The following is a 12,339-nucleotide window of genomic DNA, read 5'->3' as shown; positions in this document are numbered from 1 at the left end:
AATAGATATATGAGTTAAACTCGCCCTGACAACAGTTAACAGTCCAGAGTTAATTAGCGAACCAAAAGCAGAAATAATAAAGAACAAAATATAACTAGTCAACGACTAATGACTATTGGCTATTAACCATTGACTGATAAGTAATGAAGATGAAATTGAGCCTTCCCCACAATTTTGACGAGTGGTTTAAAAATATACTAAAGCGTCCAGCCCTTGCCGTGGCTGTGTCGGTTCTGTGGTTGATTGTAATTGGTTGGATAGCTTATGGATGGAATTTAGGCAACGTTGGCTTAGTAGATGAAACAGAACCACTGTTTGCCGAAGCTTCCCGTCAAATGCTAGTAAGAGGGGATTGGATCACACCTTATTTTAATGAAGAGACTCGCTTCGATAAGCCTGCTTTAATTTACTGGTGTCAGGCGATCGCCTATACAATTATGGGCGTAAATGAGTGGTCAGTACGACTACCATCAGTGCTTGCAGCGATGGGAGTAGTTAGTTTAGCTTTTTACACAGTACACTGGTCGCTCGCCAGACAAGATGAATTAGAACAAGTTTCACGCCCCGTTCGTCGTTACTTAACAGCCGCTTTAGCAGCAACAATCGTCGCCCTTACCCCAGAAATGATTGCTTGGGGACGAATTGGCGTCTCCGATATGCTGCTGACTGGGTGCATCGCATCAGCCTTACTATGCTTTTTTCTGGGGTACGCAAGCAATTCACAATTCCCGATTGCTAATTCAAAATTACCTAATAAATGGTATTTAGCTTGTTATGTACTAATTGCTGGTGCAATTTTAACCAAAGGGCCTGTGGGGATTGTCCTGCCTGGGATTATTATCGGTGCATTTGTACTCTATCAAGGAAAGTTGCGAGAAGTATGGCAAGAAATGCGTCCTTTAATGGGGATGCTAATTATTTTAGTTTTATCAGTTCCCTGGTATGCCTTAGTAATTTGGCGTAATGGTTGGACTTATATTAATGCTTTTTTTGGTTATCACAACATCGAACGCTTCACAGAGGTAGTTAACGGTCACTCAGCACCTTGGTATTTTTACTTTCTGGTAGTGCTGTTAGGGTTTGCACCATACTCAATCTACTTACCCGCAGCCTTGATCGAGCTGAAGTTTTGGCAGCGATCGCATTGGCTTTCTCAAGAACGTTCTCAACAATTAGGTTTATTTGCTTGCATCTGGTTTTTTGGCGTTTTTGGATTTTTTACAATTGCTGTCACCAAACTCCCCAGTTACGTATTGCCATTAATGCCAGCAGCAGCCATTTTAGTGGCACTATTATGGAGCAACCTAATTTCAGATACGCAAACACCTTCCCCAGCCCCCAAATCCTTTTTCTGGAGCGCTTGGGTGAATGTAGTATTTTTATCAGCAGTGGCAGTAGCCTTATTTCAATTATCTAAGTTAGTCGGCCGAGATCCGGCTGCACCCAATTTATATCAGCTAATTCAACAGTTGGGTTTGCCAATTATGGGAGGTATGATTTGGCTGCTTTGTGCCATCATCATTGCAGCTTCCATCCTGACGCGTAATTGGCGGTGGATTATCAGTGCAAACCTGCTAGGTTTTGTCGCATTTTTTATTGTAGTTTTGATGCCTGCTTTATTGGTGATGGATCAACAGCGTCAGCTACCTTTGCGAGAATTGTCTGCGGCAATAGTGCAAGTACAACAACCAAATGAAGAATTAGTCATGCTTGGCTTCAAAAAACCTAGTGTGGTATTTTACAGCCATAAGCACGTCACCTACTTACCGTCTGCACAAGAAGTTGTAGATCGTATTAACAAGCAGATTACTAAGCCAGTCAAAACTAGCTCAGTGCTACTTTTAGCAGAGCATGACAGATTTGTACACATGGGCTTGCCGCCTGATGATTATCAGTACATAACCGGCAAGGGTGCTTATTATCTAGTTAGAGTTCCTGTGAAAAAAATCAAAAATGAAAAACTGGATATATCCTCATCTTTTGGTAATGAAAAAATATCCAGTTAAGCAAACTCTATAGACCAAAGTAGTCAGCTACAGTCATTCAATAAGAAGATTATTTGGCAATTTTCAGACTATAGAGAAATGGGGTATTATGGCGTTTTCAATCGGCAAGATATAGACGCACAAATACCCCAGATGATGACCTATTTAACCAGCTTGAAAGCTTCTTTTAACAATACAGACGATCTTTACTGCTGTTCTTCTTCATAAAACCAAGCTTCTGCCAAAAGTGTAAAGCCAACCAGCCAAAGCAAGCAGAAAATCGAAACCAACATTACTCCCATCATGGCTACTATCTCCCCCAGCTTAATTTCTGTGCAGAGTTATCTTCAAGGTAGCGATAATTTATCTACCTAAAAGTAAGTTGCAACAAAGCTTGACAATTTACTGATTTTGCCCATCACATAGCAAAATCATCTTAATGAGAGAGTATCTGTGCATTTAAAGCTTTAGTGATGCGATCGCTCGAAACTTCCAAATGGGCTAGCGTAGAAATATCAAGATTTTCACCAAATTGTTTCAGCCTGCTATCAATAGCTGTTTGCAGTTGGCGCAATTCATACCAAGCTAGCGTACGTCCATCTTCTGGGGCTTCAGTATTACGCAACATCATCTCTAGTAAAATCTTCAGATGTTCCCGTTGCAATGAACGGCGGATGCTAGATATTGACTTTGGTTGTTCTAGAGTTAAAACTTCTGTCCAAATGCCTTTTTGGAGAGTATCAAACAGTTCGGGTATGGAGAGGGCTTCCCCAGGTGGTGTTTTTAATTCTATATCTTGTAAACGATTCAGGCGATCGCTATTTAACAGCGATCGCAGTATTCTAGTTTGGAAGCTCAAAATGCGATCGTGTATGGGATAATCGAGGCGATCGTTAGGTATGGGATTACCCCAATGTTGCCAGCGTGACGGTGCTAACTGATTCAGCAATTGTGGCGAGAAATGAAAAGCATCCTCTGCAAAGACATACTCTTGCAACTTGGCTAAAGCTTGACGTTGTTTGATTGCTGAAACTGGTACAAATGCCCAAGACGTGTCATCACCAGCATGGACGCGCCGAAATGATTGCCCACCAATGTATTGAGAAACTAAGGTGGCGTTGCGAAAATAATATCTTAGGACGCGATTAAATAAAATACGCAGATTGCTATAGCTTTCTCCTTTCGGGAGATAACGCTTATCAAGTCGTTGCCACATTACACGAGCATTATCCATTTGCCACTGGGAATAAACAAGTACATCGCTACTCATATCCCAGAGATTTGCCAAGGGATTGATATCCCAGATATCTTCATCGGTAGCGTAAGATAATTCTGGTTGCGGCGAAGCCAATGCAATCTGTTCCAAAAAGCTTTTTTCTGCTTCTGGCATTATAGACTCCAGCGCAGCTTGAGGGCTTCTCTTATAACCATACTCAATTGCCCATTCATCATAAGGGCCAATAACACCTGGAAAATACTCGCCTTGCTGTACTCCTTGCGGTGCGATATTCACGGGTAAATAATCCATCACCGAACCTGCTAAACCTTTGCTGTGGGTGACTTCGGTGTTATTTAACTCCTGGGGCGCTAACATCGTGCTGCCGTGAAAGTTGTGGCGCAAACCCAGAGTATGTCCGACTTCGTGGGCGATTACAGAACGCAAATATTGATGCACGTACTCTTTCATTGCTTCACTACTCGGTGTAGTGTTCTGCAATAGAGATAACGCCAACGCCCCCATAGCGGCTTGATCTAAAGACTCTTTACCAAAGCAGATTTCCGAAGAAGGCAGAAGCATAGAATTCTTACCTTCTGCCATCTGCCTTTCCCCCACATTTTGACATGGGTTCTTACTAGAACTTGCATCCATCAAGGCGCGATATTCTTGCTGAATTGAACGCACCATCCCCGCATCTACGATAATATCTGCATCCAATATTTCCCCGGTGAAGGGGTTAACGCGCATCGGCCCTTGAGCAAAACCTGCATCTAGAGAATTGAACCAACGAATAGTGTTATAACGCACATCTCCAGGTTGCCAATCAGCATCATCTGGCATTTGCCGCACTTCAATAGCATTTTCAAATCCTGCTTTAGTAAAGGCTTTATTCCACATGAGAACGCCTTCACGAATTGCATCGCGGTACTCTAATGGCACAGCATTTTCAATCCAAAACACAATGGGTTTTTTCGGAGGAGATAAAGGTGCGTTGGGATCGGATGGTTCTAGATGCCAACGATTGATGTAACGTACAAATGGTTCTTGAGTATGATTGTGAGAAAAATCTTGAAAAGCAGTAATAAAGTATCCCACGCGATCGTCGGCAAGTCTGGGAATATAACCGTTGTTTTCTCTCAGTTGGGAAAAACTGTAGTGTACTTTTAAAGACAGTGCCCGACTATCAGGTAAAGTAGCTAAATTTGCTCCTTCTAGTGATGAAAAACCGTAAATTGAATCAATCTCTAGATTTTCGGGGAAGCTGTTAATATCATCAAAATATGACTTGCTTGCTTCTAGACGATAATCAGCTTGTAAAGAGTATTTTAATAGCGGTGTTAAACCAGAAAAATCCTGCATCAGCAGACTATCCAGGTTAATCAAAATATTTTTACTACGCGGATCGATAGTTTCTATTTCTACTGCATAAAGAACTGAATCGCTAAAGGAACGAGCAAGCGATCGCTGTTCTGGTTCGCTGGGTTCTGTACGGAATTTAACGTTACGAACCACAAAGTGTAAATTATTATTTACTCGCCGGAAGTAGAAGAGAAAATCCGAAAGCGGTAATCCACTATAAATCCCACTTTCACCCAGCCCAGATTCTAATGTCACTGTAGCTAAGTAGTTTTTATTTAGCTGTTCTGGTGCTAGTTCTAAATAAATTCTGCCATCTTCATGACTGCGATAAACCGTGAATATCCCCTCTAATTTCTCTGTTCCTTTAATTAACTCGCGAAATCGACGGTAATCTTCTTTTCTATTCTCACCAAAAGTATTTTCAGCACTCGCTAAGTTTTCAACTACTGGAACTGTATTTAATCCCTGCACATATATATTTGCAAGTTGGCTGGCGGTGGCGTAATTAGTTCCTAGTACCACGTTGTAAAGCAAGACTGTAAAGATTGCTAATTTCCCGATCCAGTATTTCATCCTTTAGCTTTCCACGTGAAGCGGTTCTCGTTTTGAGGAAAAAATGTGGATTAATGCGTCTGTCAGCCTAGCCAATACGTTCCAAACACTTACTTAGCAATTACGCACTCAATCAATCCACCTTTGTCAAACAAACAATCGTTTATCGTCTGGAAAAACACTACTAACAGAAAAACAGTGTGTTTTTAGAATTTGTGGGCAACTATCCATTTGTAAGATGAAATTTATTATATAGCAAATATTTATGTCTTTAGATAGATACAATTTCTAACTCAAGAGATAGGTTTTTTGACAATTATTTTGTATTTAAAGCCAAAAAATCCGAGAAAGATGTATTTACAGCTACATTTTGCGGCTTCACGTGTCTTCGAGACTGCAAAGTGCGATCGCCCCGCATCCCGCATAATGAATGTGTACAGTGCAAATAACTTTCTACTCAGGACTTAACTCCTGACTCCAAATCGGAAGGGATGGTATTGCTAGGAGCTAAGAAAACAAGATTGGAAAGGCTAAAATCTTGCTTAGTCTCTAAATCTGCAAAAATGCGCCAAAATCGTCAGCAATCAACATTTATCATCTTGTCTGCACTCATCGTCGTAGTGATGGGCTTTTTCTTTAAGTACTATACCGGGCCTGCCCATCTGTGGTTTAACAACTACGGAGCTGCTGTATTTTATGAAATATTTTGGTGTCTGTTTGCATTTTGGTTTGTCCGCAGTCAAAGAGCAGTCACACAAATTTCCATCTGGGTTTTTATTGTTACCTGTATACTCGAATTTTTACAACTTTGGCATCCTCCATTGTTGGAAGATATCCGCGCTACATTGATAGGCAAATGGTTGCTTGGCACTACCTTTGCTTGGTGGGATTTTCCACATTATCTTTTGGGTTGTGCTTTAGGTTGGTTATGGCTTAAGCAATTACAAGGAATCAGCAATGCAAAAAAAAGTAAAAGTGAAACCTAATTCCAAACAGCAAAAGATTGAAGAACAAAGTGACGGTAGTCTGAATGTACATTTAAAATCTCCGCCAGTAGATGGAAAAGCTAATGAAGAGTTAATTAAACTACTAGCAGAAAAATTTAATGTACCAAAATCCCATATTAAAATTAAATTAGGTGCGACTTCTCGACAAAAATTAGTGGAAATTGATACAGATATTTAATATTAACTTAAGAGAAAGCTGCCAGTTAACAGCTATCAGCTTTATGCTGATAACTATTAACTGATAACTGTAGAAAAAATCATGCTTTCACTCTTGATAAATACTGATATATCCTGACTGAGATTTGACTCTTGCTATCCAAGCTTGAATAGCTGGAAACTGTGCCAAATCAAATCCACCTTCATCTGCTACATGAGTGTAGGCAAATAAAGCAATATCAGCAATAGTATAGCGCTCTCCTACAAAAAAGCTATGAGAGCTTAAGTGGTTTTCCATCACTTTTAATGCAGCATAACCAGGTTCTTGGCGTTGTTTTATCGCTTCTTGGTACTCTTCGGGCTTACCTAAAATAGAGATTAAAAATCTCGATGTAGCGATAAAAGGTTCATGGCTAGATTGTTCAAAAAATAGCCATTGCAGTACCTGGGCGCGCAGAAATCTGTCATAAGGTAGAAATTCTGTGCCTTCACTTAAATACACCAATATGGCATTTGATTCTGCTAAGTATTTTCCTGGTTCAATCTCCAAAAGGGGAATTTTACCGTTAGGATTTTTACTTAAAAATTCCGGTGTTCGAGTCTCGCCTTTGATGATGTTGACTTCTATTCTTTCAAATGGCATCCCAATTTGTGTCAATAGAAGACGTATCTTATAGCCATTACCTGAAGGTAAAAAATCGTACAGCCGTAATATTTCCATGCCAAAAATATAATAGGGAATATGTGCAGAAGGGGGGGTTCAAAATACAATATCTTACCAAATGATTTTCAAAAAACCGGATATTTTCTGATTTATATTCAGTATCTAACCGAGAAATAGAATTATCTGAAGAAATAAAAAACTATTAATTATTTATCATAATTTTAGATGTTTGATTTTAATCTGTGGTCGAAAATAAAAATATGTGTGGAAGATTTACTTTAAACCAGACAGCAGCAGCATTAGCTCAAGCTTTTGATGTCGAAGCAGTTCCCGACTTAGCAGCGCAATATAACATTGCACCTACGCAAATGGTGGCGACAGTGGTACACAAACCTGAAAGCCACAAGCGTGAATTTCAGGAGTTACGTTGGGGGTTAATCCCCTCATGGGCCAAAGACCCAGGAATAGGAGCCAAACTCATCAATGCTAGAGCAGAAACTGTAGCGGAAAAACCTTCTTTCCGTTCAGCTTTTAAGTATAGACGCTGTTTAGTATTGGCTGATGGCTTCTATGAATGGCAAAGACAACAGCACAAAAAACAACCCTTTTACTTTCGTTTTCAAAATGGGCAACCCTTTGCTTTTGCTGGTTTGTGGGAGAAATGGCAATCTCCTGAAGGAGAAGAAATTGCCTCTTGTACAATTTTGACAACAGCAGCTAACGAAGTACTCCAACCAGTCCACGATCGGATGCCAGTAATTCTGGCTCCTGACGATTACAATTTGTGGTTAGACCCGCAAGAGCAAAAACCTGAAGTACTACAACAGGTGTTGCGCCCTTATCCAGCCGCAGCCATGACTAGCTACCCAGTGAGCGCTGTGGTAAACAAACCTCAGCATAATACCCCAGACTGCATCCAGCCGATCGGCGAAAATAATCCCTGAGAAATAAGTAGAATTAAGTATTAAGTATAGCGATCGCCAAATTACAGGTCGATACAATTTGTGGCTTTCCCTTTCATCCAGTGTACTAAAGCAGGAAAATAGGAAGGTTCCGCCTATGCCCACACGACCTATAAACAAACTCTCATGAAGGGCATCTTTTGAGCCAATAGCTGCAACCCTACAGAGGCAAGTATGCCAAGAACACAGAAAAACGATAACTTTATTGACAAATCCTTTACAGTCATGGCGGATATCATTCTCAAGATACTGCCAACCAACAGAAAAGCTAAAGAAGCGTTTGTTTATTACCGAGATGGTATGTCGGCTCAAGCAGAAGGCGAATATGCTGAAGCCCTGGAATACTACGAAGAAGCCCTGACATTAGAGGAAGATCCTAACGATCGCGGCTATATCCTCTACAATATGGGACTAATCTATGCCAGCAACGGCGACCATGACAAAGCCTTAGAATTGTACCACCAGGCTATTGAGTTAAACCCCCGTCTACCCCAAGCCTTAAACAACATCGCCGTGATTTATCACTACCAAGGCGAAAAGCTCAAAGAAGCTGGGGATCACGACGGTGGGGAAGCACTATTTGACCAAGCAGCCGACTATTGGATTAGAGCGATTCGCATGGCTCCGAATAACTACATTGAAGCCCAAAACTGGCTGAAAACCACTGGAAGAATGCAAATTGACGTATTCTTTTAGACAATAGTCCTTGGTCATTTGTCCTTTGTCTGTTGTCCGATGACGAATGACCAATGGCTAAGGAATAATGGCTCTTGACCAATGACGACTAATAAAAAATGATCGATCGCGAACTAGTCCATAAAGTAGCCCTTCTGGCTCGTTTAGAGTTAACACCAGAAGAGGAGACGCAATTCACCACTCAGCTGGGAAGCATCCTTGATTATATCGAGCAGTTAAATGAGCTAGATGTCAGTGATGTCCCTCCCACAGCAAGGGCAATTGATGTTAGCAATGTAACGCGAGAGGATGAACTACAACCCTATCCTGACCGGGAAGCCATTCTCAACTGTGCGCCCGAACAGGAAGGGGAATTTTTCAAAGTACCAAAAATTCTCAATGCTGAATAGTTAATAGTCAAGAGTCAAAAGTCCAGAGTAATTAATCTTGACCCTTGACTCTTGACCAAGGTTTAAGGAGGTAATTATGGCTTTGGGAATCCTCAAAGATGGAAAGTGGATATCGGAACGGGAGCAAGAAGATTCCCAAGGAAAATTTATCCGTCCCTCAACTACTTTCCGCAATAAAATTACTGCCGATGGCTCTAGTGGATTTAAAGCTGAACCGGGGCGTTATCATTTATATATTTCTTGGGCTTGTCCTTGGGCTTGTCGCACTGCAATTATGCGTCAGTTAAAAGGGCTGACGGATGTAATTGGTTTATCGGTTGTTGGGGCGGTAATCGATCAAAATAGTTGGGAATTTACTGACGAACCGGGAGCGATTCCCGATACAGTTAACGGTACTCAATATCTTTGGCAACTTTATCTCAAAGCTGACCCTAACTATAGCGGGCGGGTGACAGTGCCAGTTTTATGGGATACTCAGTCAAAGACAATTGTTAATAATGAATCTCGCGAAATCATTCGGATGTTTGATACAGAATTCGATGCTTTGGCGAAAACAGATGTTAACTTCTATCCGCAAGAGTTACAAGAAGTAATTGACGAGACAATCGATAAGATTTATCAACCAATTAATAATGGCGTTTATCGCGCGGGGTTTGCTACTAGTCAGTTGGCTTATGACGAGGGCGTAACAGAATTATTTGCTGCTCTCGATTATTGGGAACAAGTGTTAGACAAACAACGCTATCTCTGCGGTAATAAAATTACTGAGGCGGATTGGTGTATGTTTACTACTTTGTTTCGCTTTGATGCAGTTTATTATGTGCATTTCAAATGCAACATCCGCCGCATTGTTGAGTATCCTAATCTGTGGAATTATCTTAAAGAACTCTACCAAGTGCCGGGAGTGAAGGAAACTTGTAATTTAGACCATATCAAACGGCATTATTACAAGAGTCATAACAAGGTTAACCCTACAAGGATTGTACCGAAAGGGCCGTTGATTGATTTTGATGCGCCTCACGATCGCGATCGCCTACCTATCTAATCGGCAATCCCTATCTACCAGACTCAGCAATCACTACTATTTCCGAATTTAGCGCCACTGATAAGGCAGCTACAATAGTACCCTAAATAAGGATTATGCCTGATTTTTGATTTTATGACTTCTGCTACAACCGTAAAAACTGAGTACGAAGCGATTATTGGTCTAGAAACCCATTGTCAGCTGAGTACCAATACCAAGATTTTTTCTACCAGCTCGACGGCATTTGGTGGAGACCCCAATACTAACATCGACCCAGTTTGTATGGGTTTACCTGGAGTCTTACCAGTTCTCAACCAAAAAGTTCTCGAATATGCCGTCAAGGCTGGTTTAGCACTAAATTGTCAAATCGCTAAATACAGCAAATTTGACCGTAAGCAGTATTTCTATCCCGATCTCCCGAAAAATTACCAAATTTCGCAATATGACTTGCCCATCGCCGAACATGGTTGGTTAGAAATTGAATTAGTAGATGCTGACGGAAATCCAACTCGCAAGCGCATTGGGATCACTCGTCTGCACATGGAGGAAGATGCAGGTAAATTAGTACACGCAGGTAGCGAGCGTCTTTCCGGTTCTAGTTATTCTCTGGTAGATTACAATCGGGCGGGCGTGCCATTAGTCGAAATTGTTTCTGAACCAGATCTGCGTTCTGGACAAGAAGCTGCTGCATATGCCCAAGAATTGCGGCGGATTTTACGCTATCTTGGCGTCAGCGATGGCAATATGCAAGAAGGATCTTTACGTTGCGATGTTAACATCTCGATTCGTCCGGTAGGACAAAAAGAGTTTGGCACAAAAGTAGAAATTAAAAACATGAACTCATTCAACGCCATCCAAAAGGCGATTGAATATGAGATTGAACGGCAAATTGCAGCCACAGAAGCAGGCGATCGCATTATCCAAGAAACTCGTCTGTGGGAAGAAGGTTCGCAACGTACAATTAGTATGCGGACAAAAGAAGGTTCCAGCGATTATCGCTATTTCCCCGAACCAGATTTAGCACCTATAGAGGTTTCAGGAGAACAATTAGAGACTTGGCGTAGCGAACTTCCCGAACTCCCCGCACAAAAACGCCATCGTTACGAAACTGAATTAGGGCTTTCTGCCTACGATACAGGAGTTTTGACAGAAGATAAGCCTGTTGCTAACTATTTTGAAGCAGCGATCGCGGCAGGTGCAAGTCCGAAAGCCGCCGCTAACTGGATTACCCAAGATATTGCAGCTTATCTGAATAAGCAAAAACTTAGCATCAGCGAAATCGGTTTGAGTCCCCAAAATTTAGCTGATGTTATTCTTCGGATTGAACAGGGTAAAATCAGTAACGCCCAAGCTAAACAAAAGTTACCAGACTTGCTTGGTGGCGTATCTCCAGAGAAAGCTTTTGCAGGTCAAGAACTCATTAGCGATCCTGCTGTATTGGAACCAATCGTAGATGAAGTAATCGCCGCCAATCCCAAAGAATTAGAAAAATACCGCAATGGTAATACTAATCTCAAAGGCTTCTTTGTCGGACAAGTGTTGAAAAAGACCGAAAAACGAGCCGATCCGAGGCTGACTAATGAATTGGTAGAGAAGAAACTGAATTCTTAATAGCGATTCAATGTAATGATTGCTTGTCATTAATTCCAGGGTGGGGTTTCCCCGTCCCTACAAAGGGATAATTGATAGAACTGCAAATTTCGATAGATTGGGGTGATATGGGGACGTGGGGAAAATTTTATTCTTCGCGTCCCTACGTCGTCTGTGGATGGACAAATCGCTAAGTATATTTCTCGTACTTGCTTTACACAACTGTTACAAAAAGAAATTATGAAGATGGGTTATACCCCTCAATCCCAAATTGCTATACTCTGTTAATTGAATACACCATGATGGTCTGGAGAGCGCTCTAAGTAGCTCTTCTTTTTCTTTACTAATTAAGGTAAAAAATTTTTTTAAAGATTTAGCTAAAAAATTCTCCTTAGGGGGTGTTGACCATCATCACAAAAGTGCTATACTTATGTTATATAGATGCACCCTGATGACCTGGAGAGCTGCCCAAGTAGCTCTCTCTTTTTTTTGGAATGCGGCGATCGCTCTTCATCATATCTTTGCAATCAGCCAACTTCATCATGGGTATTAGCCCTCAGACGTACAATGATATGCAGTTTAGATGCCAAGCGAACGATCTGGAAAACTGTGCAAGTGGATCTGTTTTTGATTCTGGTATAAACTGAAAAACCAACTTAACTATTTACTATTTTTTTTAAATTTCAGCTTAAGGGGTATTGCCCCTCACAGCAAAGATGTTATAATGTGCTATATA

At 41.1% G+C, this 12,339-nt stretch carries 10 protein-coding genes; 8 read left to right on the top strand and 2 right to left on the bottom strand.

Annotated elements, in window-relative coordinates:
• The first annotated feature begins 143 nt into the window (after nucleotides 1-143).
• Nucleotides 144-2,006, top strand: coding sequence for an ArnT family glycosyltransferase (locus AACU33_RS35795; RefSeq protein WP_096594978.1), 1,863 nt, complete (start codon nucleotides 144-146; stop codon nucleotides 2,004-2,006).
• 415 nt (nucleotides 2,007-2,421) lie between these two features.
• Here AACU33_RS35795 and AACU33_RS35790 read toward each other — a convergent pair whose 3' ends face one another.
• Nucleotides 2,422-5,136: a zinc-dependent metalloprotease gene (locus AACU33_RS35790; protein ID WP_096594977.1), complete on the bottom strand. Its 2,715-nt coding sequence runs from the start codon at nucleotides 5,134-5,136 to the stop codon at nucleotides 2,422-2,424.
• Nucleotides 5,137-5,678: 542 nt separating this feature from the next.
• Here AACU33_RS35790 and AACU33_RS35785 point away from each other — a divergent pair.
• Both AACU33_RS35785 and AACU33_RS35780 read left to right on the top strand, forming a co-directional pair.
• A complete protein-coding gene (locus tag AACU33_RS35785; RefSeq protein WP_096595505.1) occupies nucleotides 5,679-6,101 on the top strand; it encodes a DUF2809 domain-containing protein in 423 nt (140 codons plus the stop codon).
• Complete coding sequence (locus AACU33_RS35780; RefSeq protein WP_096594976.1) at nucleotides 6,073-6,300, top strand: DUF167 domain-containing protein; 228 nt, start codon at nucleotides 6,073-6,075, stop codon at nucleotides 6,298-6,300. The genes AACU33_RS35785 and AACU33_RS35780 overlap by 29 nt, the downstream gene beginning before the upstream one ends.
• 87 nt (nucleotides 6,301-6,387) lie before the next feature.
• Here the strand turns inward: AACU33_RS35780 and AACU33_RS35775 are convergent, their stop codons facing one another.
• The gene (locus AACU33_RS35775) at nucleotides 6,388-6,999 is read right to left on the bottom strand and encodes a glutathione S-transferase family protein (protein WP_096594975.1); all 612 of its coding nucleotides are present in this window, start codon (nucleotides 6,997-6,999) and stop codon (nucleotides 6,388-6,390) included.
• A gap of 203 nt (nucleotides 7,000-7,202) precedes the next feature.
• Between AACU33_RS35775 and AACU33_RS35770 the strand changes: the two genes are divergently transcribed.
• The 5 genes from AACU33_RS35770 (at nucleotide 7,203) to gatB (ending at nucleotide 11,624) form a co-directional block, all read left to right on the top strand.
• Nucleotides 7,203-7,886, top strand: coding sequence for an SOS response-associated peptidase (locus AACU33_RS35770; RefSeq protein ID WP_096594974.1), 684 nt, complete (start codon nucleotides 7,203-7,205; stop codon nucleotides 7,884-7,886).
• 192 nt (nucleotides 7,887-8,078) lie between these two features.
• Nucleotides 8,079-8,600: a photosystem I assembly protein Ycf3 gene (locus AACU33_RS35765; protein WP_096594973.1), complete on the top strand. Its 522-nt coding sequence runs from the start codon at nucleotides 8,079-8,081 to the stop codon at nucleotides 8,598-8,600.
• Between the two features lie 98 nt (nucleotides 8,601-8,698).
• Complete coding sequence (gene gatC, locus AACU33_RS35760) at nucleotides 8,699-8,989, top strand: Asp-tRNA(Asn)/Glu-tRNA(Gln) amidotransferase subunit GatC (RefSeq protein WP_096594972.1); 291 nt, start codon at nucleotides 8,699-8,701, stop codon at nucleotides 8,987-8,989.
• Nucleotides 8,990-9,065: 76 nt separating this feature from the next.
• Nucleotides 9,066-10,034, top strand: coding sequence for a glutathione S-transferase family protein (locus AACU33_RS35755; RefSeq protein WP_096594971.1), 969 nt, complete (start codon nucleotides 9,066-9,068; stop codon nucleotides 10,032-10,034).
• 114 nt (nucleotides 10,035-10,148) lie between these two features.
• Nucleotides 10,149-11,624 (top strand): Asp-tRNA(Asn)/Glu-tRNA(Gln) amidotransferase subunit GatB, encoded by a 1,476-nt coding sequence (gene gatB, locus AACU33_RS35750; protein ID WP_096594970.1) that lies wholly within the window; start codon nucleotides 10,149-10,151, stop codon nucleotides 11,622-11,624.
• Nucleotides 11,625-12,339 lie beyond the last annotated feature (715 nt).

Source organism: Calothrix sp. NIES-2098 (assembly GCF_963875125.1).
GTDB lineage: Bacteria > Cyanobacteriota > Cyanobacteriia > Cyanobacteriales > Nostocaceae > Aulosira.
Note: the sequence above shows the minus strand (reverse complement) of the source record. Positions and strands in the feature narration are given on the sequence as shown.

Coding starts and splice junctions, on each gene's coding strand:
- AACU33_RS35795 (WP_096594978.1), top strand. CDS start 144: ATGAAGATGAAATTGAGCCTTCCCCACAATTTTGACGAGTGGTTTAAA.
- AACU33_RS35790 (WP_096594977.1), bottom strand. CDS start 5,136: ATGAAATACTGGATCGGGAAATTAGCAATCTTTACAGTCTTGCTTTAC.
- AACU33_RS35785 (WP_096595505.1), top strand. CDS start 5,679: ATGCGCCAAAATCGTCAGCAATCAACATTTATCATCTTGTCTGCACTC.
- AACU33_RS35780 (WP_096594976.1), top strand. CDS start 6,073: ATGCAAAAAAAAGTAAAAGTGAAACCTAATTCCAAACAGCAAAAGATT.
- AACU33_RS35775 (WP_096594975.1), bottom strand. CDS start 6,999: ATGGAAATATTACGGCTGTACGATTTTTTACCTTCAGGTAATGGCTAT.
- AACU33_RS35770 (WP_096594974.1), top strand. CDS start 7,203: ATGTGTGGAAGATTTACTTTAAACCAGACAGCAGCAGCATTAGCTCAA.
- AACU33_RS35765 (WP_096594973.1), top strand. CDS start 8,079: ATGCCAAGAACACAGAAAAACGATAACTTTATTGACAAATCCTTTACA.
- gatC (WP_096594972.1), top strand. CDS start 8,699: ATGATCGATCGCGAACTAGTCCATAAAGTAGCCCTTCTGGCTCGTTTA.
- AACU33_RS35755 (WP_096594971.1), top strand. CDS start 9,066: ATGGCTTTGGGAATCCTCAAAGATGGAAAGTGGATATCGGAACGGGAG.
- gatB (WP_096594970.1), top strand. CDS start 10,149: ATGACTTCTGCTACAACCGTAAAAACTGAGTACGAAGCGATTATTGGT.